Origin of the sequence: Labrenzia sp. THAF187b (assembly GCF_009363375.1) — a bacterium.
Classification (GTDB): Bacteria; Pseudomonadota; Alphaproteobacteria; order Rhizobiales; family Stappiaceae; genus Roseibium; species Roseibium algicola.
The window spans coordinates 739333-766026 of the sequence record NZ_CP045344.1 but is presented as its reverse complement, the minus strand read 5'-3'; the positions used below and the strand labels follow the sequence as shown (position 1 = coordinate 766026).

At 60.3% G+C, this 26694-nt stretch carries 23 protein-coding genes; 17 read left to right on the top strand and 6 right to left on the bottom strand.

From position 1 onward, the window contains the following. The first annotated feature begins 100 nt into the window (after positions 1 to 100). The 10 genes from mdh (at position 101) to FIV03_RS03500 (ending at position 13510) form a co-directional block, all read left to right on the top strand. Positions 101 to 1063: a malate dehydrogenase gene (gene mdh / locus FIV03_RS03545; protein ID WP_022999018.1), complete on the top strand. Its 963-nt coding sequence runs from the start codon at positions 101 to 103 to the stop codon at positions 1061 to 1063. 75 nt (positions 1064 to 1138) lie between these two features. After that, positions 1139 to 2332, top strand: coding sequence for an ADP-forming succinate--CoA ligase subunit beta (gene sucC, locus FIV03_RS03540; RefSeq protein WP_022999017.1), 1194 nt, complete (start codon positions 1139 to 1141; stop codon positions 2330 to 2332). Positions 2333 to 2665: 333 nt separating this feature from the next. After that, entirely contained in the window at positions 2666 to 3574 is a 909-nt protein-coding gene (gene sucD / locus FIV03_RS03535; protein ID WP_022999015.1) for a succinate--CoA ligase subunit alpha, read from the top strand. Positions 3575 to 3780: 206 nt separating this feature from the next. Then, complete coding sequence (locus tag FIV03_RS03530) at positions 3781 to 6768, top strand: 2-oxoglutarate dehydrogenase E1 component (protein ID WP_152508688.1); 2988 nt, start codon at positions 3781 to 3783, stop codon at positions 6766 to 6768. A 64-nt stretch (positions 6769 to 6832) separates the two neighbouring features. Continuing rightward, a complete protein-coding gene (odhB, locus tag FIV03_RS03525; RefSeq protein ID WP_055657191.1) occupies positions 6833 to 8359 on the top strand; it encodes a 2-oxoglutarate dehydrogenase complex dihydrolipoyllysine-residue succinyltransferase in 1527 nt (508 codons plus the stop codon). Between the two features lie 136 nt (positions 8360 to 8495). Continuing rightward, positions 8496 to 9110 carry a LysE family translocator gene (locus tag FIV03_RS03520; RefSeq protein WP_022999012.1) on the top strand — a complete coding sequence of 205 codons (615 nt, stop codon included), beginning with the start codon at positions 8496 to 8498 and terminating at the stop codon, positions 9108 to 9110. Positions 9111 to 9157: 47 nt separating this feature from the next. Continuing rightward, a complete protein-coding gene (locus tag FIV03_RS03515) occupies positions 9158 to 10576 on the top strand; it encodes a caspase family protein (RefSeq protein ID WP_152508687.1) in 1419 nt (472 codons plus the stop codon). A gap of 22 nt (positions 10577 to 10598) precedes the next feature. After that, complete coding sequence (locus FIV03_RS03510) at positions 10599 to 11357, top strand: SDR family oxidoreductase (protein WP_022999010.1); 759 nt, start codon at positions 10599 to 10601, stop codon at positions 11355 to 11357. Between the two features lie 42 nt (positions 11358 to 11399). Further along, positions 11400 to 12803, top strand: a complete 1404-nt coding sequence (gene lpdA / locus FIV03_RS03505) for a dihydrolipoyl dehydrogenase (protein WP_152508686.1) — start codon at positions 11400 to 11402, stop codon at positions 12801 to 12803. Between the two features lie 407 nt (positions 12804 to 13210). After that, entirely contained in the window at positions 13211 to 13510 is a 300-nt protein-coding gene (locus FIV03_RS03500) for a hypothetical protein (RefSeq protein WP_152508685.1), read from the top strand. A gap of 152 nt (positions 13511 to 13662) precedes the next feature. Here FIV03_RS03500 and FIV03_RS03495 read toward each other — a convergent pair whose 3' ends face one another. After that, positions 13663 to 14082: a helix-turn-helix domain-containing protein gene (locus FIV03_RS03495; protein WP_022999007.1), complete on the bottom strand. Its 420-nt coding sequence runs from the start codon at positions 14080 to 14082 to the stop codon at positions 13663 to 13665. An 84-nt stretch (positions 14083 to 14166) separates the two neighbouring features. On the opposite strand from FIV03_RS03495, the gene FIV03_RS03490 reads away from it, so the two are divergent. After that, entirely contained in the window at positions 14167 to 14805 is a 639-nt protein-coding gene (locus FIV03_RS03490; protein ID WP_031268677.1) for a cation transporter, read from the top strand. A 22-nt stretch (positions 14806 to 14827) separates the two neighbouring features. Here FIV03_RS03490 and FIV03_RS03485 read toward each other — a convergent pair whose 3' ends face one another. The 3 genes from FIV03_RS03485 to FIV03_RS03475 all read right to left on the bottom strand — a co-directional run bounded on the left by FIV03_RS03485 (position 14828) and on the right by FIV03_RS03475 (position 16712). Beyond that, positions 14828 to 15781: a metallophosphoesterase gene (locus tag FIV03_RS03485; RefSeq protein WP_152508684.1), complete on the bottom strand. Its 954-nt coding sequence runs from the start codon at positions 15779 to 15781 to the stop codon at positions 14828 to 14830. 173 nt (positions 15782 to 15954) lie between these two features. After that, the gene (locus FIV03_RS03480) at positions 15955 to 16188 is read right to left on the bottom strand and encodes a hypothetical protein (protein WP_139314047.1); all 234 of its coding nucleotides are present in this window, start codon (positions 16186 to 16188) and stop codon (positions 15955 to 15957) included. Between the two features lie 119 nt (positions 16189 to 16307). Further along, the gene (locus FIV03_RS03475) at positions 16308 to 16712 is read right to left on the bottom strand and encodes a serine/threonine protein kinase (protein ID WP_152508683.1); all 405 of its coding nucleotides are present in this window, start codon (positions 16710 to 16712) and stop codon (positions 16308 to 16310) included. Positions 16713 to 16836: 124 nt separating this feature from the next. On the opposite strand from FIV03_RS03475, the gene FIV03_RS03470 reads away from it, so the two are divergent. Continuing rightward, entirely contained in the window at positions 16837 to 17346 is a 510-nt protein-coding gene (locus FIV03_RS03470; RefSeq protein WP_152508682.1) for a GNAT family N-acetyltransferase, read from the top strand. Here the strand turns inward: FIV03_RS03470 and FIV03_RS03465 are convergent. Both FIV03_RS03465 and fsa read right to left on the bottom strand, forming a co-directional pair. After that, positions 17343 to 18302 (bottom strand): tyrosine recombinase XerC, encoded by a 960-nt coding sequence (locus FIV03_RS03465; RefSeq protein ID WP_152511806.1) that lies wholly within the window; start codon positions 18300 to 18302, stop codon positions 17343 to 17345. The genes FIV03_RS03470 and FIV03_RS03465 overlap by 4 nt on opposite strands. A gap of 260 nt (positions 18303 to 18562) precedes the next feature. Continuing rightward, on the bottom strand, positions 18563 to 19216 hold the full coding sequence (gene fsa / locus FIV03_RS03460; RefSeq protein WP_152508681.1) for a fructose-6-phosphate aldolase: 654 nt from the start codon (positions 19214 to 19216) through the stop codon (positions 18563 to 18565). A 277-nt stretch (positions 19217 to 19493) separates the two neighbouring features. Here fsa and FIV03_RS03455 point away from each other — a divergent pair, with 277 nt between their 5' ends. The 5 genes from FIV03_RS03455 (at position 19494) to atpD (ending at position 26614) form a co-directional block, all read left to right on the top strand. After that, complete coding sequence (locus FIV03_RS03455; RefSeq protein WP_152508680.1) at positions 19494 to 21689, top strand: primosomal protein N'; 2196 nt, start codon at positions 19494 to 19496, stop codon at positions 21687 to 21689. 469 nt (positions 21690 to 22158) lie between these two features. Further along, entirely contained in the window at positions 22159 to 22719 is a 561-nt protein-coding gene (locus tag FIV03_RS03450; RefSeq protein WP_022998997.1) for a F0F1 ATP synthase subunit delta, read from the top strand. Next, entirely contained in the window at positions 22719 to 24248 is a 1530-nt protein-coding gene (gene atpA / locus FIV03_RS03445; RefSeq protein WP_022998996.1) for a F0F1 ATP synthase subunit alpha, read from the top strand. Before FIV03_RS03450 ends, atpA begins: the two co-directional genes overlap by 1 nt. Positions 24249 to 24279: 31 nt before the next feature. Continuing rightward, complete coding sequence (locus tag FIV03_RS03440) at positions 24280 to 25164, top strand: F0F1 ATP synthase subunit gamma (protein WP_062490793.1); 885 nt, start codon at positions 24280 to 24282, stop codon at positions 25162 to 25164. 16 nt (positions 25165 to 25180) lie between these two features. Next, positions 25181 to 26614, top strand: coding sequence for a F0F1 ATP synthase subunit beta (gene atpD / locus FIV03_RS03435; protein WP_173013971.1), 1434 nt, complete (start codon positions 25181 to 25183; stop codon positions 26612 to 26614). The last annotated feature ends 80 nt before the right edge of the window (positions 26615 to 26694 follow it).

Sequence of the window (26694 nt, the reverse complement as noted above, 5' to 3'; positions counted from 1 at the left end):
TTTTGGCGAGGTTGCGCGGGCGGATCAAAGGGAGTAGTGCCATCCTCAGTCATCAGAGGATGGCATGGAGTTCCATCTTACGTAAAGGGAAACTTTCGAAATGGCGCGGAACAAGATTGCCTTGATCGGCTCTGGTCAGATCGGCGGCACGCTCGCACATCTGGCAGGTTTGAAGGAACTGGGAGACATCGTGCTCTTCGACATCGCGGAAGGTGTTCCGCAGGGTAAGGCACTCGACCTGGCCGAGTCCTCCCCGGTCGATGGCTTCGATGCCAAAATGGCGGGTGCCAACAGCTACGAAGCCATCGAAGGCTCGGACGTTGTCATCGTTACCGCCGGTGTTCCGCGTAAACCCGGCATGAGCCGCGACGACCTTCTGGAAATCAACCTGAAGGTTATGGAGCAGGTTGGCGCCGGCATCGCAAAGTATGCCCCGAACGCATTCGTCATCTGCATCACCAACCCGCTCGACGCGATGGTCTGGGCCCTGCAGAAGTTCTCCGGTCTGCCGAAGAACAAGGTCGTCGGCATGGCAGGCGTACTGGATAGCGCCCGTTTCCGTTACTTCCTGGCAGACGAGTTCAACGTCTCCATCGAAGATGTGACCGCATTCGTTCTCGGCGGCCACGGCGACACCATGGTGCCGCTGACCCGCTACTCCACCGTTGCCGGTATCCCGCTCACCGATCTGGTCAAGATGGGCTGGTGCACTGCCGAGCGTCTGGAAGAAATCGTCCAGCGTACCCGTGACGGCGGCGCGGAGATCGTCGGCCTTCTGAAGACCGGCTCCGCTTTCTACGCTCCGGCGGCTTCCGCCATCGCAATGGCCGAAAGCTACCTGAAGGACAAGAAGCGCGTTCTGCCGTGTGCTGCTGCTCTCGACGGTCAGTACGGTCTGAAGGACACCTATGTGGGCGTTCCGGTCGTGATCGGCGCCGATGGCGTCGAGCGCATCATCGAGATCGACCTGCAGGGCGACGAAAAGGCCAACTTCGACAAGTCTGTCGCTTCCGTCGACGGTCTGGTCGAGGCCTGCAAGAAAATTCAGCCGGCGCTCGCCTGAACCGGGCCCGCCTAAGGGAATTTGCGGCCGTTCTTCCTGCCGGGAAGAACGGTCCTCCGACAACGGGGGAAACACATGAACATTCATGAATACCAGGCCAAGGCCGTTCTGAAGGAATACGGTGCACCGGTGGCCGAAGGCGTTGCCATCTTCTCCGCCGACGAAGCCGAAGCAGCCGCCAAGAGCCTTCCGGGCCCGCTCTGGGTCGTGAAGTCGCAGATCCACGCTGGTGGCCGCGGCAAGGGCAAGTTCAAGGAACTGTCCGCTGATGCCAAGGGCGGTGTCCGTCTGGCTTTCTCGCTGGACGAAGTCACGTCCAACGCCAAGGAAATGCTCGGCAACACGCTGGTCACCAAACAGACCGGTGCCGCCGGCAAGGTGGTCAACCGTCTCTACATCGAAGACGGCGCCGACATCGAGCGTGAGCTTTACCTCTCCATTCTGGTCGACCGGACCGTTGGCCGCCCGGCTTTCGTTGTCTCCACCGAAGGTGGCATGGACATTGAAGCGGTGGCCGAAGAAACCCCCGAAAAGATCGTCACCCTGCCGATCGATCCGGAAACCGGTGTGACCGAAGCCGATGCCGCCAAACTGTGCGACGCGCTGGAACTGACCGGTGCGGCACGCGAAGACGGCATGAAGCTGTTCCCGATCCTGCACACGGCTTTCGTCGAGAAGGACATGAGCCTTCTGGAAGTCAACCCGCTGATCGTCATGAAGGACGGCCGCCTGCGCGTACTGGATGCCAAGGTTTCCTTCGACGGCAACGCCCTGTTCCGTCATCCGGACATCATGGAGCTGCGCGACGTCACCGAGGAAGACGACAAGGAAATCGAGGCCTCCAAGTACGACCTCGCCTATGTCGCTCTCGACGGTGACATCGGCTGCATGGTCAACGGTGCCGGCCTTGCCATGGCGACCATGGACATCATCAAGCTCTACGGCGCCGAGCCGGCCAACTTCCTCGATGTTGGCGGTGGCGCTTCCAAGGAGAAGGTGACGGCCGCGTTCAAGATCATCACGTCCGATCCGAACGTGAAGGGCATCCTGGTCAACATCTTCGGCGGCATCATGCGCTGCGACGTGATCGCGGAAGGCGTGGTTGCAGCCGTCAAGGAAGTCGGCCTGCAGGTTCCGCTCGTTGTTCGCCTGGAAGGCACCAACGTGGAACTCGGCAAGAAGATCATCAACGAAAGCGGTCTGAACGTGATCGCCGCTGACGATCTCGACGACGCCGCCCAGAAAATCGTGAAAGCGGTTAAAGGTTAAGCCCGGAGGCGCGCAATATAGATGGTATTTGGGCTTTTGGTCCTACTGCTCCTCTATAGCCCGGCATTGATGACTTTATGGGTTGCCATTGTTGGACGTAGAAAATGGACGGTTCGAAAGGAAGTCTTGGTTTCTAAAGTGATTATCGCCGTTTCAACAGTTTTGTGCCTTGTCGTATGGATGAGCTATTTTCTGGAGGACTTTGATATTGCTCGAGCAGCCTACATTACCGTTGCATATAATCTGACTGCTGCCTGCATTGTATCTCTGGTTATTTACATTGCAGGACCTCGGTCTAGACAGCGTGCCGCCAATACGAAGGAAACATGATAGATGTCTATCCTCGTCAATAAAGACACGAAAATCATCGTTCAGGGCCTGACCGGCAAGACCGGCACGTTCCACACCGAACAGGCGCTTGAATATTACGGCACCAAGATGGTCGCCGGTGTGCACCCGAAAAAGGGTGGCGAGACCTGGTCTTCCGGTGTCGACAGCGCGGCTTCTCTGCCGATCTTTGCGAGCGTTGGCGAAGCCAGGGAAGCAACCGGTGCCGACGCCTCCGTGATCTACGTTCCGCCGGCAGGCGCGGGCGCCGCGATCATCGAGGCCATCGAAGCGGAAGTTCCGTTCATCGTCTGCATCACCGAAGGCATCCCGGTTGCCGACATGGTCAAGGTCAAGGCCAAGCTGGAGAAATCCAAGTCGCGCCTCCTCGGCCCGAACTGCCCCGGTATCCTGACCCCGGAAGAATGCAAGATCGGCATCATGCCGGGCTCCATCTTCAAGAAAGGCTCCGTCGGTGTTGTTTCCCGCTCCGGCACCCTTACTTATGAAGCTGTCTTCCAGACCACCAATGCCGGCCTCGGCCAGACGACGGCTGTCGGCATCGGTGGCGACCCGGTCAAGGGCACCGAGTTCATCGACGTCCTGGAAATGTTCCTGGCCGACGACGAAACCCAGTCGATCATCATGATCGGCGAAATCGGTGGCTCCGCGGAAGAAGACGCGGCGCAGTTCCTGAAGGACGAAGCCAAGCGCGGCCGGTCCAAGCCGATGGCTGGTTTCATCGCCGGACGGACAGCGCCTCCGGGTCGTACCATGGGCCACGCCGGTGCCGTTATTTCAGGCGGCAAGGGCGGTGCAGAAGACAAGATCGCTGCGATGGAAGCTGCTGGCATCAAGGTGTCACCGTCTCCTGCGAAGCTCGGCGAGACCCTTCTCGAAGTCTTGAAGGGCTGATTCTGCAAGAATCTTTAGCGATGGGGACGGAAACTGTTTACGTTTCCTGTCGCATGATGAAAGGATGGGTTCCGGCGCGGTTTACGTGCCGTAACCATTTTTCGAGGGGTCGGTGGGAACCATCGGCCATTGTAGGGAAACCGGCCGCGGGTCAATTTTTCGGGCCCGCCTAAACAAAAGGGCGGAGGATACCTCCGCTAAAGGACATGGCACGGCAGGAAGCGAACAACGTATTCGCACTGACGTCGTTGCTTTACGGCGCCAACGCAGCCTATATCGAAGACCTCTACGCACAGTACAAGACAGATCCGAGCTCGGTCGACGCCGAGTGGCAGGACTTCTTTGCGGCCTTCCAGGACGAGAAGGAAGCAGTGCTGAAAGAGGCTCGCGGGGCGACCTGGAAACGCAAGGACTGGCCGATCGAGGCCAATGGCGACCTCGTCAATGCATTCGACGGCAACTGGGGCCCGATTGAGCAGAAGCTCGGCGACAAACTGAAGAAGAAGGCTGAAGCCAAGGGCGAGCCGGTTTCGGATCAGGAAGTTCATCAGGCGACCCGCGATTCCGTTCGCGCCCTGATGATGATCCGCGCCTATCGCATGCGTGGCCATCTTCATGCAGATCTCGACCCCCTCGGCCTGGCCGGCAAGGGCGATCACGAGGAGCTGCATCCCTCCTCCTACGGCTTCACCGAAGCCGACTGGGACCACAAGATCTTCATCGACCACGTGCTGGGTCTGGAATACGCCACCATCCGCGAGATGATGGACATCCTGAAGCGGACCTATTGCTCGACGCTGGGTGTCGAGTTCATGCATATCTCCGATCCGGCGGCCAAGGCCTGGATCCAGGAGCGCATTGAAGGTCCGGACAAGCAGGTCGCCTTCACCACGGAAGGCAAGAAGGCGATCCTGAACAAGCTGGTCGAAGCCGAAGGTTTCGAAAAGTTTCTGGACGTAAAATACACCGGCACCAAGCGCTTCGGCCTGGATGGCGGTGAAGCGCTGATCCCGGCGCTGGAACAGATCATCAAACGCGGCGGCTCGATGGGCCTTAAGGAAATCGTGTTCGGCATGGCCCACCGTGGCCGCCTGAACGTGCTTTCCCAGGTGATGGCCAAGCCGCACCGGGCAATCTTCCACGAGTTCAAGGGCGGCTCCTACGCGCCGGACGATGTGGAAGGCTCCGGCGATGTGAAGTATCACCTCGGCGCGTCTTCCGACCGGACGTTCGACGGCAACGACGTGCACCTGTCGCTGACGGCAAACCCCTCGCACCTGGAAATCGTCAACCCGGTGGTTCTGGGCAAGGCGCGCGCCAAGCAGGATCAGCTGGCTGCCGACGAGAACGGCAACTTCGTCGACACGACCGAAATCGACCGCGGCACGGTTCTGCCGCTGCTGCTGCACGGCGACGCCGCATTCGCCGGCCAGGGTGTTGTTGCGGAATGCTTTGGCCTGTCCGCGCTGCGTGGCCACCGCACCGGCGGTTCGGTCCATGTGATCATCAACAACCAGATCGGCTTCACCACCAACCCGCGCTTCTCGCGGTCTTCGCCCTATCCGTCGGATATGGCGAAGGTGATCGAGGCGCCGATCTTCCACGTCAACGCGGATGATCCGGAAGCCGTCGTCTTTGCGGCCAAGATCGCGATTGAATATCGCCAGACGTTCCATCGTCCGGTGGTCATCGACATGATCTGCTATCGCCGCTTCGGCCACAACGAGGGCGACGAGCCGGCGTTCACGCAGCCGATCATGTACCGCAAGATCCGCAAGCATGCGACGACGCTGCAGCTCTACTCGGAACGCCTGATCAAGGAAGGTGTTCTGACACAGGACGAAGTCGAGCACATGAAAGCCGACTGGCGCAAGCATCTGGACGACGAGTTCGATGCCGGCCAGGCCTTCAAGCCGAACAAGGCCGACTGGCTGGACGGCAAGTGGGCAGGCATGAAACGGGCCGACGACGAGGACGATCCGCGGCGCGGTGAAACCGGTCTGCCGATGGATGAACTGAAGTCGATCGGCCGGGCTCTGACCCACGTGCCGGACGGTTTCAACATCCACCGCACGATCGCGCGCTTCATGAACCAGCGCGAGCGCATGATCGAGACCGGCGAAGGCATCGACTGGGCAACCGCTGAAGCGCTAGCCTTCGGTTCGCTGCTGAAGGAAGGCCACCCGGTGCGCCTGTCCGGTCAGGATTGCGAACGCGGCACGTTCTCGCAGCGCCATTCGGTCCTGTACGATCAGGAAGACGAGAGCCGGTATATTCCGCTCAACAACGTCTCTCCCGATCAGCAGCGCTACGAGGTCATCAACTCGATGCTCTCGGAAGAAGCCGTGCTTGGCTTCGAATATGGCTACTCGCTGGCAGAGCCGCGTGCTCTGACACTCTGGGAAGCCCAGTTCGGCGACTTCGCCAACGGCGCCCAGGTGGTGTTCGACCAGTTCATCTCTTCGGGTGAGCGCAAGTGGCTGCGCATGTCCGGCCTCGTCTGCCTGCTGCCGCATGGCTACGAAGGTCAGGGACCTGAGCACTCTTCCGCCCGTCTGGAGCGTTACCTCCAGCTTTGCGCCGAAGACAACATGCAGGTTGCGAACTGTTCGACGCCGTCGAACTACTTCCACATTCTGCGTCGTCAGCTGCGCCGCGATATCCGCAAGCCGCTTATCCTCATGACGCCGAAATCCTTGCTGCGTCACAAGAAGGCGGTATCCACACTGCAGGAACTCGGTCCGGAGTCCTCCTTCCACCGTCTGTTGTGGGACGACTGGGGCCCCAACCTGAATTCGGAAGGCAAGCTGGTTTCAGACGACAAGATCCGGCGCGTCGTGATGTGCTCGGGCAAGGTCTACTACGATCTGTTCGAAGAGCGTGAAAAGCGCGGCGTCAACGACGTCTACCTGCTCCGCGTGGAACAGCTCTATCCGTTCCCGAAAAAGGCGCTGATGCTGGAACTGGCGCGCTTCCCGCAGGCCGAAATGGTCTGGTGTCAGGAAGAGCCCAAGAACATGGGCAGCTGGTTCTTCGTCGAGCCCTACATCGAATGGGTCCTGGAGCAGATCGACGCCAAGCACAAGCGCCCGCGCTATGCTGGCCGCAATGCGATGGCATCGACCGCAACCGGCCTGATGTCCTCGCATCTGGCGCAGTTGCAGGCGTTCCTCGAAGAGGCTCTGGGAAGTTAGTCACAAGAGGGCCTTCGGGCCCTCTTTCAAAAATTTGGCCAGGTAATTTTAAGAGAAGGCGACCATGGCAACCGAAATTCGCGTCCCCACGCTGGGTGAATCCGTTTCCGAAGCGACTATTGCGCAGTGGTTCAAGAAACCGGGCGACGCCGTCAGCCAGGACGAGCCCCTTGTGGAACTGGAAACCGACAAGGTAACCGTCGAAGTTCCGGCACCGGCCGCGGGCACGCTGGAAAGCATCGTGGTCAAGGAAGGCGACACCGTTGAAGTTGGCGCCCTGCTCGGTCAGATCGCAGAAGGCGCGGGTGCTCCGGCCGCGAAGGCTGAAGCGGCTCCGGCAAAGGCTGACGCCAAGGCCGAAACCAAATCCGAAAAGGCTCAGCTGGTTGATGTCGTCACGCCGAGCGCTGGCGAATCCGTCACCGAGGCGGAAGTCGGCGAATGGAGCGTGAAGGTCGGCGACGTCGTCAAGGCCGACGACACACTGGTGGAACTGGAAACCGACAAGGCGGCCCAGGAAGTTCCGGCCCCGGTCGCCGGCACCATCGTCAAGATCGCAGTTGAAACCGGTACGACCGTGGAACCCGGCGTTCTACTCTGCCAGATCGATCCGTCAGGCGAAGGTGCTGCTGCTGCTCCGGCAGCCGCTGCACCGGCACCGGCTGCGTCCGCTCCGGCTGCAAGCGGCGGGTCTTCCATGCCGCCGGCTCCGTCTGCTCAGAAGATGATGGCTGAAAACAACCTTTCCGCCGACCAGGTTGCCGGGTCCGGCAAGCGCGGTCAGGTGCTGAAGGAAGACGTCATCAACGCGATCGCCTCCGGTGCAACCTCTTCGTCGTCAGCGCCGTCGGCTGCTCCCGTTGCCCGTGGCCCGGTTGCCGCCCAGGACGAAATTCGCGAAGAACGCGTTCGCATGACCAAGCTGCGCCAGACCATTGCGCGCCGCCTGAAGGACGCACAGAACTCCGCGGCCATGCTTACCACCTACAACGAAGTGGACATGGGCCCGGTCATGGAACTGCGCAAGCAGTACAAGGACCTGTTTGAGAAGAAACACGGCGTCAAGCTCGGCTTCATGGGCTTCTTCACCAAGGCGGTGACCCATGCGCTGAAAGAGATCCCGGCAGTTAATGCCGAGATCGACGGCACCGACATCATCTACAAGAACTTCTGCCACATCGGCGTCGCCGTTGGCACGGACAAGGGCCTTGTGGTTCCGGTTGTGCGCGACGCGGACCAGATGTCCATCGCCGAGATCGAGCAGGAAATCGGCAATCTCGGCCGCAAGGCGCGCGACGGCAAGCTGGGCATGGCTGATATGTCCGGCGGCACCTTCACCATCTCCAATGGCGGGGTGTATGGTTCGCTGATGTCTTCGCCGATCCTGAACGCGCCGCAGTCCGGTATCCTGGGCATGCACAAGATCCAGGAACGTCCGATGGCTGTGAACGGCCAGGTGGTGATCCGCCCGATGATGTATCTGGCGCTCTCCTATGACCACCGGATTGTCGACGGCAAGGAAGCCGTGACCTTCCTGGTTCGCGTCAAGGAAAGCCTGGAAGATCCGCAGCGTCTGGTTCTGGATCTCTGATCCGGTTCAGTGCCTTGCGTGTGCCTTGCCGGGAACTCCCCGGCAGGGTACCCGGACATTTTAAGGTTGCCTGGCCAGCGGCGTTCCAGCTCTCGCGGTTGAATGCCCGTCGGTCTGGCCCAGGAGGAGCCGCATTGTGAGCCTGGAATTTCTGATTACTGCTCTTGTCGTGGTGCTCGTTCCGGGCACCGGTGTTGTTTATACGGTTGCCGTCGGGCTTGGCAGAGGCCGTCAGGCATCCGTTGCCGCGGCCTTCGGCTGCACCCTCGGTATCATTCCCGCAATTCTGGCGTCCGTCGTGGGCCTGGCAGCTCTGATGCACACCAGTGCCCTGGTGTTCCAGGGCGTGAAATACGCCGGTGTCGCCTATCTTCTCTACCTTGCCTGGCAGACGCTGAAAGACAGCGGACCGATGGAACTGAAAGCCGACAGGGGATCGCGCAAGAGCTTCCTTGCAACGGCGCGCACCGGCTTCCTGATCAACATCCTCAATCCCAAGCTGACAGTATTCTTCCTCGCCTTCCTGCCGCAATTCGTCAGCCATGATGCCGTCAATCCAACGCTCGACATGCTGCTGATGGGCGGCGTCTTCATGGCAATGACCTTCGTTGTCTTTGTCATCTACGGCGCGTTTGCTTCACTGGTCGGCGAGAAGGTGTTGAAGAGCGATCGTGTGATGGTCTGGATGCGCCGGACCGTGGCTGCGACCTTTGCCGGGTTCGGTTTGCGGCTGGCTCTGGCGGAGCAATAATCGGATCATCGCCGACACGGTGTGAGACGGTCAGGAGGAACAGGAATATGAACGCCATAAAGCGTTATGCCCTTTGGGTTGTTCTTGTCGTCTGGACCGTCCTCGGATTGATAGTCGCTTCGCACGCAGGCGAACAACGCACTGCGCTAGTGATCGGAAACGCGCAATATGGCTATGGCCCGCTCGCCAATCCGGTCAATGACGCTCTGGCCATCGCCCGCGCCCTCGACAAGGCCGGCTTCGAGGTCATCCTTCAGACCGACGCCAACCGCGATGCCATGGAACAGGCGATCCGGGCCTTCGGTGATCGGCTGAAAAAGGAGGGTGGTGTCGGCCTGTTCTATTACGCTGGCCACGGTATCCAGATTAAGGGCGAAAACTACCTGCTGCCTGTGGCAGGGGATGCGCCGGCGGACGAGGTCCTGCAGCAGCAGTCGGTCGCGGTCAGCGAGGCCGTGGAAGTAATGACGTCGTCCCATGACGGGCTCAACATCGTCGTGCTGGACGCTTGCCGCAACAATCCCCTCGGTGGGTCGTCGTCCGGCCTGTCGCGGATCGACAGCAACGCGCGCCTGTTCGTCTCGTATTCGACGTCACCTGGCTCCGTGGCTCTGGACGGGCAGGGCAGCAACAGCCCCTTCACCAAGCATCTGGCCAGCGCCATCGCGACCCCGGCGCTCAATCTGGAAGAAACCTTCAAGCGCACGCTGAAGGGTGTCTTCCAGGAAACGAACGGCCAGCAAACGCCCTGGATTTCCTCGTCCTTCTTCGGAGATTTCACCTTCGTTGACGGCGGCACGGATAATCCGGCAGGATCTGTGCCCAAGATGGCCGCTCTTGCGGCGATTGGAACCGCGCTCAAGGAGAGCACTGCGCGCACCGGTCCGGCCCGCCAGATCTCGGGTGTCTACCGGGTCGAGGGGACTAACCCGAACGGAACGACCTACGACGGCATGCTGGCAATCACGCCGGAAGACCGGAATGTGCGGCTCACCTGGTGGATCGGGACCGACGTCTTCACCGGTGTCGGCGAGTTCGCCGGCCGCATGCTGGTGGTCAACTGGGGAGACAAGCACCCTGTCGTCTATTCCTTCACTGGCGCGGAAACGCTGGACGGTGAATGGGCGGACGGCTCGGCCAGCGAAAAGCTGACGCTCTATTCGCGCACTGCGCCGGTCGAGGCGGAAGGACTGACTGGCAATTATTCGGTTGCCGGCCGAAACCCGGACGGCACGACATATGACGGTACGGTCGTGTTGACGCAGCAGGGCCGGACATTCACGCTGATCTGGACAGTCGGCACCGACAGCTATCGCGGCGCGGGTGAACTGGACGGCAACGTGCTGACAGTGGACTGGGGCGACAAGACGCCGGTGGTTTACGCGGTCATGTCGGACGGACATTTGAAAGGCCTCTGGGCTGCGGGCCGAGGCGCTGAAGAACTGACGCGCATTCAAGGGCAATAGGAACGGGAGCCGGTGGGAATTCATGACTGACACGGTTGTATTGGTGACGGGCGGGAGCCGGGGGATCGGCGCTGCCGTCAGCCGCAAGGTTGCGGCGCTCGGTCACAAGGTGATCGTCAACTACACGCACAACCAGGCTGCCGCCGATGCTCTTGTCGAGGAAATCAAGGCGGCTGGCGGCGAAGCCGTGGCAGTTCAGGGTGACGTCCAGAATGAAGCCGACGTGCTGCATCTTTTCGCCGAAGCCGACAAGCTCGGCACTCTCAAGGGGCTGGTCAACAATGCCGGTGTTGTCGACTATTCCCAGCGCGTCGATGAAATGACCCTGGAACGTCTGACACGAATGTTCTCCATCAACGTGATCGGGGCCTTCCTGTGTGCCCGCGAAGCGGTCAGGCGCATGTCGACCAAGCATGGCGGCACCGGCGGCGTGATCGTCAATCTCGGGTCTGCAGCCTCCAAGCTGGGGTCACCTTCCCAATATGTCGACTACGCGGCCTCCAAGGGAGCGATCGATACCATGACAGTCGGGTTGGCGCTGGAAGTTGCCGACGAAGGTGTTCGCGTCAACGGTATTCGCCCCGGCATTATCGACACCGATATCCACGCCTCGGGCGGCCATCCTGACCGGGTGGCCCAGCTCAGGTCCAAACTGCCCATGAAACGTGCCGGAACCGCCGACGAGGTGGCCGAAGCGATTCTGTGGCTTCTCTCCGACCAGTCCAGCTATACGACCGGTGCCATCCTCGATGTCTCCGGCGGCAGGGCAATCCTTCCCTAACCCCCATTCAAACCAGAAATGAAAGAGGCAAAGGCGACCAAAATGTCCCAATATGATCTCGTCGTCATCGGAACCGGTCCTGGCGGCTACGTCTGCGCGATCAAGGCTGCGCAGCTCGGCCTGAAAACGGCTGTCGTCGAAAAACGCGCAACGCTTGGCGGCACCTGCCTCAACATCGGCTGCATTCCGTCCAAGGCGCTGCTGCATGCCTCGGAAATGTTCGAGGAAGCCGGCCACGGTTTCGAAAAACTCGGCATCAAGGTAGCGAAGCCCAAGCTCGATCTGACGGCGATGATGGAACACAAGACCGGTGTGGTCGACGCCAATGTGAACGGCGTTGCCTTCCTGATGAAGAAGAACAAGATCGACGTTCACACCGGTACCGGCAAGATCCTGGACAAAGGCAAGGTCGAGGTTACCGATGCCGACGGCAAGGCAAGCGTACTGGAAACGAAGAACATCGTGATTGCCACCGGTTCCGACGTCATGCCGCTGCCGGGTGTCGAGATCGACGAGAAGCAGGTGGTCTCTTCCACCGGCGCTCTGGAACTGGACAAGGTGCCGGGCAAGCTGCTCGTCGTCGGTGGTGGTGTCATCGGCCTTGAGCTCGGCTCCGTCTGGAACCGTCTCGGTTCGGAAGTGACCGTGGTCGAGTTCATGGACAAGATCCTCGGCCCGATGGACGGTGACGTTTCCAAGAACTTCCAGCGCATGCTGAAAAAGCAGGGCATGGAATTCAAGCTGTCCTCCAAGGTCACGGGTGTCGAGAAAAAAGGCAAGGGCCTTGCCGTGACTGTAGAGCCGGCAAAGGGCGGCGATGCGCAGGTTATCGAAGCCGACATCGTTCTGGTTGCCATCGGTCGCCGTCCATACACGGAAGGCCTGGGCCTTGATGGGGCAGGTGTTGCCCTGGACGAGCGCGGCCGCGTCAAGATCGACACCCACTACAAGACCAATGTCGACGGCATCTACGCCATCGGCGATGTGGTTGTCGGTCCGATGCTGGCCCACAAGGCCGAGGACGAAGGCGTTGCCGTTGCCGAAATGCTGGCAGGCCAGGCTGGTCACGTGAACTATGATGTCATCCCGGGTGTTGTCTACACCCAGCCGGAAGTCGCTTCCGTCGGCAAGACCGAGGAAGAACTGAAGGCGGCGGGCGTCGAGTACAAGACCGGCAAATTCGTCTTCTCCGCAAACGGCCGCGCGCGCGCCATGAACAAGACCGACGGTTTTGCCAAGGTTCTAGCGGACGCAAAGACCGACCGCGTGCTGGGTGTTCACATCGTCGGCTTCGGTGCCGGTGAGATGATCCACGAAGCTGCGGTCCTGATGGAGTTCGGTGGATCTTCCGAAGACCTTGCGCGCACCTGCCACGCCCACCCGACCATGTCGGAAGCGGTCAAGGAGGCAGCCCTCGGCGCATTTGCGAAGTCGATCCACGCGTAATCAACGCTTGAACGGTGTCTTTTCGATATCGGTTCGGGGCATCCGGTCACCGGGTGCCCCGTACCATTTTTGTTGGATCGGCCGTCCTGCGGACCGGCTGACGCCATTCAAGTTTGAAGTTCTGCAAGTATACGTAAAAAATGCCGCGCATCTGCAACCAATGCGCTAGAGTGTTGTCCTGTCAGGGGTGGTGCATTTCAACAAAAGGCAGGAGATGCTTTGCTTGAAAGGCAACGGGGCAACAATCAAAATCTGAATCTCACCCGCTGTTGGCTGTCAGCCTGGTCTTCGTGGTGTTCTGCCTCAGATTGAACCTTCGCACCGCTGCGCTTTTCACACCGTTGATCTTTGCACCCATGTATGTCGTTTCCGGCTTCCGGCTGGAACTGACGGGTTCATTCATCTGAATGCTCGGTCTGCTGCTGGTCCTGCCGGTTGCAGTCAGGGCTGGCACGGGTGACACGCTGCAGACCGGTCCGGAAACTGTTGCCAGCGTTGCGGGTACCGCGTTTCTGGGAATTGCTCCACTGACCGCACTTTCCCTGCCCGACTACCTGAAGGGCAGGCATGACGTTGCTGAAAGGGTTTGGCCGGAGAACGCCTATCCCCACGTCCTCCAGTTCTCCTGCATTCTGGGCCGTCATTCCTGTAATCTGCCTGCCAAAAGCTGGAAAATGATGCGTCTGGAAAGGTTAGGGGAACGGTGATGGCAACGGAACTCGGCTCAGGCACCGGACCAAGACCGATAGACGAAAGCTAGCAGCACGCTCCCTGGCGGCTGCCATCGCCACGAACGTGCGTGCCGTTGGGGAGGCACGGGACTGGACAAGGCTCGCCTGAAGCCGGGCAAAAAGGCTTGTCAGTGCTCCTTCAGGCAGAGGCCATGGTCGCCGAAAGCCTTCAGAACGTTGCATTCGGTCACCGTGTGGTCGCCTTCGCAGCTTGTTGCGATGCGCTTCAACTCCGCCTCCAGTTTGCGCAGGTGGGCAATCCTCTGGCGCACCGCCTTCAACTGATCTTCGGCAATCCGGTTTGCGGTTTCGCACGGTTTGTCCGGATGCTGGCTGAGGTCTATCAGGTCGCGGATGGCCGGCATTGGCAGGCCGAGGTCGCGGCAATGCTTGATGAAGCCAAGCCTTTCCAGGTCGCTGGACCGGTAGCGCCTCTGGTTGCCCTCGCTGCGGATCGGCGCTTCCAGCAGGCCTTCCTTTTCGTAGTAACGAATCGTCGGAACCTTCACGCCGGTCCGTCTTGAAAGGTCGCCAATTGAAAAATCCATAAAAAGCCTCTTGAAGCTCTAGTCGCTATAGCAATTACAAGGGACAGGAACCGAAAATCAAGCGACTCGAACAAGGAGTGCATCATGGGTGCCTGTTGCGGACATTCCCACGGAACATTTGACGGAATGTCGAAGGACTATCGCCGCCGACTCTGGCTGGTGATCGCGTTGAACGGTGGCATGTTCATCGTCGAGATGATTGCCGGCCAGGCAGCCGGCTCAAAGGCGCTGCAGGCTGACGCTCTCGATTTCTTCGGTGACGCGGTCACCTACGGTATATCATTGGCTGTCATTGGCGCATCGCTGAAGACCCGGGCCCTGGCTGCGCTTGCGAAGGGCACAAGCCTGTTTCTGATGGGCGTCTGGGTGGCTGCCACCACGCTCTATCAGGTGTTCGTGCTTGGCGTACCGCAGGCCGCAGTGATGGGTTCCATCGGCTTTCTGGCGCTGGCCGTGAACCTTGCCAGTGTCCTGCTGCTGGTCCGATACAAGGATGGTGACGCCAATGTGCGTTCCGTCTGGCTGTGTTCGCGCAATGATGCCATAGGCAACGTTGCCGTGATGCTGGCGGCCGCCGGTGTCTGGGGAACTGCGAGCGCCTGGCCGGACCTGATTGTCGCCGGTCTCATGGCAGCTCTCTTCGTCAGTTCCTCGGTCCAGATCCTGAGCCAGGCCATAAAGGAATACCGGCACAAGACGGAGCACGAAGTGGCGGCTGAATAATTCGCCCTTTCCGGAACGTGCCTCAAACGGTGGTGCTTCCCAGATGCACCACCGTTATTTCCGGAGGAACTCCGAATCGGACCGGCAGGATCGAGCAGCCAAGACCTCCGGAAACGATGAGGTGGCGGGGGTCCGTTTCAAGGCCCAGGTGCCTTGCCAGCTTCGTTCCTTCCGTTTCAACGATGTGGCCATAGGCGTAGCTTTTCACGCTGCGTTTGGGAAAGGCCGGTTTGTAACCGAAACAGTTGACCTGCCCGCCATGGGTGTGGCCGCTGAGGGTCAGGCTGACGCGGCCCGGCACTTCACGGATGATGTCGGGTTCATGTGCCATCAGCAGCACGGGCGCATCGTCCGTCACCTGGGCAAGCGTACCGGTCAGGTCATCCAAACCTTTCCAGCGGTGCCGTTTGATCTTGCGGTGCGGTCTCAGCGCCAGCTGGTCGTCGACGCCGGCAAGCCAGAAAGCCTGGCCGTCCTTTTCGAACCGTTGAGCCCGGTTCTGGTAAAGGGGAATGCCGGCGTTCAGCAACGCCTGACCATATCTGGTCGGTCCACCACCGGTCAGCTGCGCGTCCGCGTCGTCCCACCAGTCGTGATTGCCGAGAATGGCGTGGGTCCCGAGCGGGGCCGACAGATCACCGAAGAGATCAGCCCACGCCTGTGGCGGGATCGGGTCGTATTGCCATTTGTGGCTGGCAACATAGTCGCCCAGCATCAGGATGATGTCGGGCTTCAGCGCGTTGGTCTGCCGGACGATGGAGCGAACCCGCTCCAGGCCCATCCAGGGATCGCAGACATGCGGGTCGGCTATCAGCGCGGCTTTCAGTTTCAGCCCTCTGGGCCATCGTGGAGGCGTCAGGTGATAATGCTTCAGGCTGAGCCGAAAAGGCTCAACGCCAATCGCGTAGGCAGGAGCGGAAACGGCACCCAGCATTGCGATGCCACAGGTTTGCAGGAAACGGCGTCTGGAAATCATGAGACTGTATCAACCGGTTCTTCAGGACAGTCTCGAGTGAACCGGGCTATTGAGGCGTCGATACGGCCCGATAAAGGCAGGTTTCAGCAGATTTCGTGCAGAAGGTACTCAGCCGAAAAAAAGCCCGCTGCAGAGCAGCGGGGCTTGGTCTGGAGCTTGTTTAGCGGTGAGGGTCACTCCGACACGGCTTCGCCGGTGGTCGGCTGAATAACGGTCTCGCTTACGATTGCATCGCTGAGATCGTTGGTGGCGATGGCCACATCCGAGTCGGTGTCCGGGAGGACGGGCGTTTCCGCCACTGTCATCTGTTTGGACTGGGCTGTCTTGTTCCAGCTGCATGCAGCGGCCGGTGCAATTGCAAACGCGGTTACGGCAAGGGCCGCAATGCCGGTGCTCAATAGGCGCATGTTACATCTCCGTCCGTTGGCCTGCGCTACACTTGCGCAGTCTTACGTAGGGTAAGGGAAAATGGAGATCTGACAAGGAAAAAGCGAAAGGCGATTGTCGTCGCACTGCCCCTGGCCGGTTACTCGCGCTGGAGATTGTAGGTGGTCTCGGTTCGCGGTTCGGACAGATCGTTGACGACGTTGATCACGTGAACATCCAGAAGCTCGCCAAAGGCCCGCAATGTCAGTTGCTTGCTGCTCAAGAACCCGATCAGCAGCACCTGGATGGCACCATCCGAGCGCATTTCCCCTTTGGTCCAGCCCCACTTGCAGTCACGCGGGATGCAGGAGGTGAACGCGCGTACGCGCACATGCACCGCTTCATTCTCGCAGCGACTTTCCACCTCGACGCGCGAGATCTCCTTCGGCTCGGCATTCGGATTGACCCAGACGCCGTCTTCGGGAAGTGGACAGTAGACGCGCTGCGCCAGCGAGGGCGCTGCCGACAGTAGAAGAAGACCGGCTGCGAGTAGTATCAGACGCATTCGTTATCTCCCGGCGAAACAGGCTGTTTCAGCAACCTAACCGTTTGTGGCGGAAGCGGCTACAACGGAGTTGAAACTTTCATGGGAATCGAACGAAATTCCCCGCAAACAACAGAGACTTATCATGCAATCACTCGAAACGCCGCGGTTTCGTCTACGCTTGCCGGAAGAACCGGACTTCCCAGTCTACAAGGCGTTCTACGAGAACGGCGAGGCCTCGCACTTCTATGGTGGACCGTTGCGCGAGGATTCCGCCTGGCGCGTGCTGGCAAGCCACCTCGGCCACTGGCAACTGCGCGGCTATGGCATGTGGGTTATCGAACCGAAAACGGGCACAGATATCATCGGCGGTTGCGGCTTCGTTTGGCCCGAAGGCTGGCCAAGACGGGAGCTGACCTGGTGGTTGATGCCGCAGGCACGCGGCACCGGTGCCGCCGTGGAAGTCTCGCAGGCGGCAATCCGCCATGCTTACGAAGTCTATGGCTGGCCTCTGGTCGAAACGCATATGAAGGATGACAACGAGGCAGCAAGGGGACTGGTGCGCAAACTTGGCGGCGAGCCGATTGCGCGTGAGATGTTTCCTGATGGCAAGGAACGGACAGTCTACGGATTTCCGAAACCTGAGGGATCCTAACGGCGCGGATGAGCCTTGTCGTAGGCGGACAGGAGATGGGCGCTGTCGATTTCCGTATAGATCTGTGTTGAGGCAAGGCTGGCGTGGCCAAGCAGTTCCTGGATAGTCCTGAGATCACCGCCGCCAGCCAGCAGATGTGTGGCAAAGGAATGGCGCAGGGCATGCGGGGTCGCGCTGTCCGGCAGGCCCAATGCACCGCGCAGGCGTGCCATGGCCAGCTGGATCATGCGCGGGTTCAGCGGACCGCCGCGGGCACCGAGAAACAGGGGGCCATCGGGCGAAATCGCGTAAGGGCAAAGTTTCAGATAGTGCTCCACCGCCTGGCAGACCGCCGGCAGGATCGGGACAATCCGCTCCTTGCCGCCTTTGCCGACGACACGAAGTGTCTTCGTCCCGGTTTTGGGGGCCATGGCACCGGTCAGCGACAACGCTTCCGAAATCCGCAGGCCGCAGCCGTAGAGCAGGGTCAGGACAGCGGCGTTGCGAGCTTCCAGCCACGGCTCGCGTTCCATCGCTAGGTCACCGCTGGTCACGTCGATGGCGTCCTTGGAGGAGACGGGTTTCGGCAGGGACCGGGCCTGCCGTGGTGGCCGCACGGCGGAAGACGCCGCAGCGTTCACTTCGCCCCGCCGCTCCAGGTACCTGAGGAAGGACCGGATCCCGGCAAGGCCGCGGGCGAGCGATCGGCTCTGGGCACCATCACGGCGGCGGCTTGCCAGGAAGCCTCGAAAGTCGGCCGGGCGGAGCGCCGCAATTTCCTTGAGGTCGGGTGCCCCGCCCAGATGGTTGGTCAGGAACCGCAGGAACTGGCGCAGGTCGCGTTCGTAGGCAAGCAGGGTCTTGTCGGAAAGGCGTCGCTCATCGGACAGGTGGTCAAGCCACTGGTCGATGCGGCGGTTGAGTTCCGGCCGGGCGGTGACGAGCAGCGATTCGGATTTGAAGGATGCGGCACACATGGTGCCAATGTGATGCCGGATCCCCAACGGTTCCGTTAACATCGCGCCACATGGCGGCTATTTTTCGTCAAACCGGCTGACAAAGGTCCTTCCCCACCAGGAGGTGAACAGGACCGTTTAGATTTCCCAGCCTGATCGACTTGTCCCCCAACACCAGGCAAAAGGTATTGGAACGTCCTGTTACCCTTGGCAGGCGCTTGTAACGGCAAACAAAAACGGCCCGGAAATCCGGGCCGTTCGTTCGTCTGAAAGGTCGGCGATCAGAGAATGCTCTGGCCGGTCTTGGCCCAGTCGGCCAGGAAGGCTTCAAGGCCCTTGTCGGTCAGCGGATGCTTGACCAGTGCCTTCAGCGTTGCCGGCGGTACGGTCGCGACGTCGGCGCCGATGATGGCGCAATCCTTCACGTGGTTCGGCGTGCGGATCGAAGCAGCCAGAATTTCCGTGTCGAAGCCGTAGTTGTCGTAGATCACGCGGATTTCGCGGATCAGCTCAAGCCCGTCGGCATGAATATCATCCAGCCGGCCGATGAACGGCGAGATGTAGGTTGCACCGGCCTTGGCTGCGAGCAGGGCCTGGTTGGCCGAGAAGCACAGGGTGACGTTGGTCTTGGTGCCTTCTTCGGTCAGCTGCTTGCACGCCTTCAGGCCATCGAACGTCAGCGGCAGCTTGACGACCACGTTGTTTGCGATCGCGCTAAGTACGTGCGCTTCCTTCATGATCGTGTCGAAATCGGTTGCGGCCACTTCGGCGGATACATCGCCTTCGGTGATGGCGCAGATTTCTGCGATGACTTCCTTGAAGTCCCGACCGGACTTTGCGATCAGCGAGGGGTTGGTGGTGACACCGTCAAGGAGGCCGGTTGCTTCCAGTTCCTTGATTTCAGCCGTGTCGGCCGTATCGACGAAGAATTTCATCTGTCTTTACTCCCTGTAGGGCTACCGGAGCGTCGCCGGAAACCTGGTCCCGGCTAGCGGGACAAAACGATTGCGTGGTCAGCTGGGCTCTCTTTACCCTAGGATGATGACAAGAAGAACCCCTGATTCTCTGGTGGACGAAATTTTTGCGGTACGTACCTCAAGAATGGCGAGGCTTGATCCCGGCGACCGGACGGGCAATGTCTCGCCAGGGTTCGGGCCGTGCCTGGCGCATGGTTTCGCGGCCGTTCCCGGAGCGATGAGGACCTGACACACAGTGCTGTTCGACGATCCAGACTTCCAGGAAACCATTGCCAGCGTGCTGGTGCCGGTCGCGGTTGCAGGGGCCTATACCTACAAGGTTCCCCCCGGCCAGTCCGTGGTTCCGGGCACCATCGTCAAGGTGCCGCTCGGCCCGCGCGAGGTGATCGGGGCTGTCTGGGATATCGAGCCGGACGCGGCCATCAATCCAAAGAAACTGAAGACCATTTCCCATGTCTACGACAAGACGCCGCCGCTCGATGATGATCTGCGCCGGTTCGTCGACTGGGTAGCGAACTGGACACTTGGCGCCCCGGGGATGGTGCTGCGCATGGTGTTGCGGTCCGAAGAAGCGCTGGAGCCGGAGGCGCCCGTTCCCGGTGTCCGCCGCATCGAAGGTGCCGCGCCGGATCGTCTGACGCCGGCACGCGGGCGTGTTCTGGCGACCATGGAAGACGGCTTTGCCTGGACGAAAAGCGGCCTTGCCCATGCTGCCGGCGTGTCCGCTTCTGTTATCGACGGCCTGCTTCAGCAAGATGTCCTGGAAACCGTCCTGATGCCGGCGGCTCCCCCGCCGCCGAAACCGCAACTGGACTACGCGCAAAAACCGCTGACCCCGGCGCAGCAGGCCGCGGCAGACGGCCTGACGGCCTGTTTCGGCAAGGGTGGGGCCGTTGCCCTGATCGACGGTGTCACCGGCTCGGGCAAGACGGAAGTCTATTTCGAGGTGATTGCCGAAGCCTTGCGCCGGGGAAAGCAGGCGCTGGTGCTGCTGCCTGAAATCGCACTCACCGAACAGTTCCTGCGGCGCTTCGAACAACGCTTCGGGGTCTATCCGGCCGAATGGCATTCGCAGATCACGGTCAAGAACCGATCGCGGGTCTGGCGCGGGGTGGCCTCCGGAGACGTCCGGGTCGTGATTGGCGCGCGCTCTTCGCTGTTTCTGCCTTTCAAGGAACTGGGCCTGATCATCGTCGATGAAGAACACGATGCGGCCTTCAAGCAGGACGACCGGGTGCCCTATAGCGCCCGCGACATGGCTGTCGTCCGCGGTCATCTCTCCGGCTTCCCCGTTGTTCTGGCGTCGGCCACGCCATCCGTGGAAAGCATCGTCAACGCAGAGGTGGGCCGCTACAAGCTGTTCGAGCTGCCCGAGCGGGCATCCGGAGCTGCCCTGCCGGACCTCATGGCCATCGATATGCGCCAGGACGGGCCGGAACGGGGACGCTGGCTGGCGCCTGGCCTGGTCCACGGCATCGCCGGTACCTTCGCCGATGGGGGGCAGTCGCTACTGTTTCTCAATCGGCGCGGTTATGCACCGCTGACCCTTTGCCGGACCTGCGGCCACAGGTTCCAATGCGCTCATTGCAGCGCCTGGCTGGTGGAGCACCGATTCCAGAAAAAACTCGTCTGCCACCACTGCGGCCATCAGGAACCGGTTCCCAAGGCCTGTCCGTCCTGCCAGTCGGTAGACAGTCTGGTTGCCTGCGGTCCTGGCGTGGAAAGAATCGCCGAGGAAGTGACCGAGCTCTTTCCGCAGGCGCGTGTGCTCGTGCTTTCGTCGGATATTGCCGGCGGGCCGGATCGGCTGAAGCGCGAAATGAAGATTGTCGAGGAAGGCGGGGCCGACATCGTCATCGGCACGCAGCTGGTTGCCAAGGGGCATAACTTCCCACTGATGAAACTGGTCGGCGTGGTGGATGCGGACCTTGGCCTTGCCCATGGTGATCCGAGAGCTGCGGAAAAAACCTTCCAGCTGCTTGCACAGGTGACGGGCCGTGCGGGCCGCGTGACCGGCGGCGGCAAGGGTTTCCTGCAGACCTACAATGCGGATCATCCCGTCATCAAGGCGTTGCTTTCAAGCGACAAGAAGGCGTTCTACCAGGCCGAGATCGAGGCAAGGCGGGCAGCAGGTCTGCCGCCGTTCGGGCGTCTTGCCGCCGTCATCGTCTCCGGACCAGACAGAGGATTTGCGGAAGGCTTCTCAAGGGCCCTTGCCCGTGCCGCACCGCCGGATCAGGCCGTCACGCTCCTTGGGCCGGCGGAAGCCGCCCTTGCCATGGTGCGCGGACGCTATCGTTTCCGCCTGCTGGCAATGGCCCCCCGCCAGTACGATCTGCAGGCCTATCTGCGGCATTGGCTGAGCATCGGCCCGAAGCCCACGAAGGGGCTGCGCCTGCAAGTAGACATCGACCCGCAGCATTTTCTCTAGGTGGTTTTTGCGTTCATCGGGAAAAGCGCCTGCCGTTCATACGAGTTCGGCGTGGGAGAATCGGGTGGAACCGCAGGGTCATTGTTTGCGATTGTGGCAACGCTGCTGACGGCAATAATCCCGCCGTCCGCACAGCTGCGGCAAAAACGCCCTCGTCACTTGCCCCTTTCAGCCCTGCGCAAAGGCCTTTTCGCCTGCTCTGCAGAAAACCGTCTAAAGGTTTATGACGGTGCGGAGGCGTTGATCTGAAACGTTTTTTATCAACCTTTGACAAAAAACACCGAGGAATCGGCAATAACAGTCTTTAGGCGAAGTTGCACACTGAGAAACCCTGTGCTAATTGAGGCGCGGCTTTGGGGGCAGCGGTTTAACCGTCATACCTTCTGACCTTGAAATCATTCATTTTTTCAATGCTTTGCGAGCGCTGGCCGTTTCGCGGGCATGAAAAACGTCAGAGAGCACGGACCTGGTGACTGACAACGTATCTCTCGTATCCGGCGTGGCACAGCGTTATGCGTCCGCCCTTCTCGACCTCGCCGAAGGCGAAGGTGTAACGGCTGACGTGGAGCGGGATCTGACAGCTTTCGAAGGCATGCTTGCCGAAAGCGAAGATCTCGTCCGTCTCGTGAAAAGCCCGGTATTCAGTGTGGAGGAGCAGCTTGCAGCGCTTACCGCACTTCTCGACAAGGCAGGCATCAAAGGCCTGGCTGCTAATTTCGTGAAGCTGGCAGCCCGTAACCGGCGCCTCTTCGTTCTTCCCGGCATGATCAAGGCATTCCGCACCCTGCTTGCGCAAAAGCGTGGTGAGGAAACGGCTGAGGTAACCTCCGCAGCTGCTCTTTCCGACGATCATGTCGCTGCCCTGAAAGAAGCTCTCTCGGCTTCCACGGGCAAATCTGTAAACATCGTGGCAAAGGTTGATCCTGCCCTGATCGGTGGCCTCGTGGTCAAGGTCGGCTCCCGCATGATCGACACATCGCTGCGTACCAAGCTCAATTCACTCAAGTTCGCGATGAAAGAGGTCGGCTGATGGATATTCGGGCCGCGGAAATCTCCGCAATCCTCAAGGACCAGATCAAGAGCTTTGGCCAGGAAGCCGAAGTTTCTGAAGTCGGTCAGGTGCTCTCCGTCGGTGACGGTATCGCCCGTGTTTATGGTCTGGACAAAGTCCAGGCTGGTGAAATGGTCGAATTCCCGGGTGGTATCAAGGGCATGGCCCTGAACCTGGAAACCGACAACGTTGGTGTCGTTATCTTCGGCTCCGACCGTGACATTAAAGAAGGCGACACCGTCAAGCGGACCGGCGCCATCGTGGAAGTGCCGGTCGGCAAGGGCCTCCTGGGCCGCGTTGTTGATCCGCTCGGCAACCCGATCGACGGCAAAGGCCCGATCGAGGCAACCGAAAAGCGCCGCGTGGACGTCAAGGCGCCGGGCATTCTGCCGCGCAAGTCCGTGCACGAGCCGATGTCTACCGGCCTGAAAGCCATCGACGCCCTGATCCCGGTTGGCCGTGGTCAGCGCGAGCTGGTCATCGGTGACCGTCAGACCGGCAAGACCGCGATCATTCTCGACACCTTCCTGAACCAGAAGCCGCTGCATGCTTCTGACGACGAAGACGCAAAGCTGTACTGCATCTACGTTGCTGTCGGCCAGAAGCGCTCCACCGTCGCTCAGTTCGTGAAGACCCTGGAAGACGCCGGCGCGCTGGAATACTCCATCGTTGTCGCCGCTACCGCTTCCGACGCTGCTCCGCTGCAGTTCCTGGCACCGTTTGCCGGCTGCGCGATGGGCGAGTTCTTCCGTGACAACTCCATGCACGCCGTGATCGGCTACGACGATCTGACTAAGCAGGCCGTGGCCTACCGTCAGATGTCCCTGCTGCTCCGTCGTCCGCCGGGACGTGAAGCTTTCCCGGGTGACGTTTTCTACCTGCACTCCCGTCTGCTGGAACGTGCTGCGAAGCTGAACGAAGACCATGGCAAGGGCTCTCTGACCGCACTGCCGGTTATTGAAACCCAGGGCAACGACGTGTCCGCGTTTATTCCGACCAACGTGATCTCGATCACCGACGGTCAGATCTTCCTGGAAACGGATCTGTTCTACCAGGGTATCCGCCCGGCCGTGAACGTCGGTCTGTCGGTGTCCCGCGTGGGTTCCTCCGCTCAGATCAAGGCGATGAAACAGGTTGCCGGCCCGATTAAGGGTGAACTGGCTCAGTACCGCGAAATGGCGGCCTTTGCACAGTTCGGCTCCGACCTCGACGCCACGACCCAGCGCCTCCTGAACCGTGGTGCACGTCTGACCGAACTTCTGAAGCAGCCGCAGTTCTCGCCGCTGAAGACCGAAGAACAGGTTGCAGTCATCTATGCCGGCGTGAACGGCTACCTGGATGCAATCCCGGTCAACCGCGTGAAGGACTTCGAAGAAGGCCTGCTTCTGTTCCTTCGTGGCGAGCACAAAGCACTGCTCGACGCCATCTGGGAGAAGAAGGCACTCGACGACGAGCTGACTGGCAAGCTGAAAGCTGCCATCGACGCGTTCGCCAAGAACTTCGCTTAAGACCACGCCGGGATAAGGAGCAGGGGCGGCCATGCCGAGCCTGAAGGACTTACGAAACCGCATCGCTTCCGTTAAGGCGACGCAGAAAATCACCAAGGCCATGCAAATGGTGGCCGCGGCGAAGCTGCGTCGTGCTCAGGAAGCTGCGGAGGCCGCGCGCCCCTATGCGGAACGCATGGGTGCGGTGCTGGCCAACCTCGCGGTGGCCTTCGAGGGGCGCGACGACGCTCCGAAGCTCATGTCCGGCACCGGCAATGACCAGGTTCATCTCCTGCTCGTTGCCACGGCCGAACGTGGACTGTGTGGGGGCTTCAACACCAACATTGCCAAGCTTGCGCGTGAAAAAGCGCGTAGCCTGCTGAAGCAGGGCAAGACGGTCAAGATCATCTGTGTCGGCAAGAAGGGCTACGACTCCCTGAAGCGTGAGCTCGGCCAGCACATCATCAAGACCATCGACCTGCGCAGTGTTAAGAACGTTGGCTTCAGCAACGCGGACGACATCGGCCGCGAAGTGCTCTCCATGTACGACAATGGCGAGTTCGACGTTTGCACGCTGTTCTATTCGACTTTCAAATCCGTGATCGCGCAGGAACCGACTGCAACTCAGCTGATCCCGGCCCATTTCGAGGCTGGCAGCACTGATGCAGGCGCAGGTGCCAACGCGGTTTACGAATATGAACCGGAAGAGACAGAGATCCTTGCGGATCTGCTGCCGCGCAACATCTCCGTTCAGATTTTCCGGGCACTTCTGGAAAATGCTGCGTCTGAACAGGGTGCACGTATGTCCGCAATGGACAACGCGACCCGCAACGCCGGCGAGATGATCGACAAACTGACGATCAACTACAACCGCCAGCGCCAGGCTCAGATTACGACGGAACTGATTGAAATTATCTCGGGCGCGGAAGCGCTCTAACGGGATCGAGACGAGGATTAGGGATATGGCTGACAAAAAGGTCGGACGGATCACCCAGGTCATCGGCGCCGTTGTCGACGTCAAGTTCGATGACCACCTGCCGCTGATCCTGAACGCTCTTGAAGTTGACAACCAGGGCACGCGTCTTGTGCTTGAAGTTGCTCAGCACCTTGGCGAAAACACGGTACGTACCATCGCGATGGACTCCACCGAGGGGCTGGTGCGCGGTCAGGAAGTGGTCGACACCGATGCACCGATCGTGGTGCCGGTTGGCGACGGCACCCTGGGCCGTATCATGAACGTGATCGGTGAGCCGGTCGATGAAGCCGGTGAGATCCCGCACGAAAGCAAGCGTGCGATCCACCAGGACGCTCCGGAGTTCATCGAACAGTCCACCGAAGCTGAAATCCTTGTGACGGGCATCAAGGTCGTTGACCTTCTGGCTCCGTACGCAAAGGGCGGTAAGATCGGCCTGTTCGGCGGCGCCGGCGTGGGCAAGACCGTTCTCATCATGGAACTGATCAACAACGTCGCCAAGGCGCACGGCGGTTACTCCGTGTTCGCAGGTGTTGGCGAGCGTACTCGTGAAGGTAACGACCTTTACTGGGAAATGATCGAATCCGGCGTGAACAAGGAAGGCGGCGGAGAAGGCTCCAAGGCTGCTCTGGTTTACGGCCAGATGAACGAGCCCCCGGGAGCCCGTGCACGTGTTGCTCTGACCGGTCTGACCGTTGCAGAACACTTCCGTGACCAGGGCCAGGACGTGCTGTTCTTCGTGGACAACATCTTCCGCTTCACCCAGGCAGGTTCCGAAGTGTCCGCACTTCTCGGCCGTATCCCGTCCGCTGTGGGCTACCAGCCGACGCTGGCCACCGACATGGGCGGCATGCAGGAGCGCATCACCACCACGAACAAGGGCTCGATCACGTCCGTGCAGGCCGTGTACGTTCCGGCCGATGACTTGACCGACCCGGCACCGGCTTCGACCTTTGCTCACTTGGACGCAACGACGGTTCTTAACCGCTCGATCGCTGAAAAAGGCATCTACCCGGCTGTGGATCCGCTGGACTCCACTTCCCGTATGCTTGATGCCCGCATCATCGGTGAAGAGCACTACGAAACGGCTCGTGCGGTTCAGGTTACTCTGCAGCGCTACAAGGCACTGCAGGACATCATCGCCATCCTGGGCATGGACGAACTGTCTGAAGAAGACAAACTCACCGTTGCCCGCGCACGTAAGATCGAGCGCTTCCTGTCCCAGCCGTTCTTCGTGGCCGAAGTGTTCACCGGTTCTCCGGGCAAGCTGGTTGCCCTCGAAGACACCATCAAGGGCTTCAAGGGTCTGGTCGAAGGCGAATACGACCACCTGCCGGAAGCTGCTTTCTACATGGTTGGCTCCATCGACGAAGCCATCGAGAAAGCACAGCGCCTGGCTGCTGAAGCCGCTTGATCGGCGAATTGACCGGACGCCCGTTATCGGGCGTCCGTCTTCTTCATGCTTGATGGCTTGCCATCAGAATTAGACTGACA

Excerpts from the sequence above, each read along its gene's own strand:
- odhB (WP_055657191.1), top strand. The coding sequence starts at position 6,833 with ATGGCAACCGAAATTCGCGTCCCCACGCTGGGTGAATCCGTTTCCGAA.
- FIV03_RS03515 (WP_152508687.1), top strand. The coding sequence starts at position 9,158 with ATGAACGCCATAAAGCGTTATGCCCTTTGGGTTGTTCTTGTCGTCTGG.
- FIV03_RS03500 (WP_152508685.1), top strand. The coding sequence starts at position 13,211 with ATGCTCGGTCTGCTGCTGGTCCTGCCGGTTGCAGTCAGGGCTGGCACG.
- FIV03_RS03480 (WP_139314047.1), bottom strand. The coding sequence starts at position 16,188 with ATGCGCCTATTGAGCACCGGCATTGCGGCCCTTGCCGTAACCGCGTTT.
- lpdA (WP_152508686.1), top strand. The coding sequence starts at position 11,400 with ATGTCCCAATATGATCTCGTCGTCATCGGAACCGGTCCTGGCGGCTAC.
- sucC (WP_022999017.1), top strand. The coding sequence starts at position 1,139 with ATGAACATTCATGAATACCAGGCCAAGGCCGTTCTGAAGGAATACGGT.
- FIV03_RS03440 (WP_062490793.1), top strand. The coding sequence starts at position 24,280 with ATGCCGAGCCTGAAGGACTTACGAAACCGCATCGCTTCCGTTAAGGCG.
- atpA (WP_022998996.1), top strand. The coding sequence starts at position 22,719 with ATGGATATTCGGGCCGCGGAAATCTCCGCAATCCTCAAGGACCAGATC.
- FIV03_RS03495 (WP_022999007.1), bottom strand. The coding sequence starts at position 14,082 with ATGGATTTTTCAATTGGCGACCTTTCAAGACGGACCGGCGTGAAGGTT.
- FIV03_RS03530 (WP_152508688.1), top strand. The coding sequence starts at position 3,781 with ATGGCACGGCAGGAAGCGAACAACGTATTCGCACTGACGTCGTTGCTT.
- FIV03_RS03470 (WP_152508682.1), top strand. The coding sequence starts at position 16,837 with ATGCAATCACTCGAAACGCCGCGGTTTCGTCTACGCTTGCCGGAAGAA.
- FIV03_RS03475 (WP_152508683.1), bottom strand. The coding sequence starts at position 16,712 with ATGCGTCTGATACTACTCGCAGCCGGTCTTCTTCTACTGTCGGCAGCG.
- sucD (WP_022999015.1), top strand. The coding sequence starts at position 2,666 with ATGTCTATCCTCGTCAATAAAGACACGAAAATCATCGTTCAGGGCCTG.
- FIV03_RS03485 (WP_152508684.1), bottom strand. The coding sequence starts at position 15,781 with ATGATTTCCAGACGCCGTTTCCTGCAAACCTGTGGCATCGCAATGCTG.
- FIV03_RS03510 (WP_022999010.1), top strand. The coding sequence starts at position 10,599 with ATGACTGACACGGTTGTATTGGTGACGGGCGGGAGCCGGGGGATCGGC.
- fsa (WP_152508681.1), bottom strand. The coding sequence starts at position 19,216 with ATGAAATTCTTCGTCGATACGGCCGACACGGCTGAAATCAAGGAACTG.
- mdh (WP_022999018.1), top strand. The coding sequence starts at position 101 with ATGGCGCGGAACAAGATTGCCTTGATCGGCTCTGGTCAGATCGGCGGC.
- FIV03_RS03490 (WP_031268677.1), top strand. The coding sequence starts at position 14,167 with ATGGGTGCCTGTTGCGGACATTCCCACGGAACATTTGACGGAATGTCG.
- FIV03_RS03465 (WP_152511806.1), bottom strand. The coding sequence starts at position 18,302 with ATGTGTGCCGCATCCTTCAAATCCGAATCGCTGCTCGTCACCGCCCGG.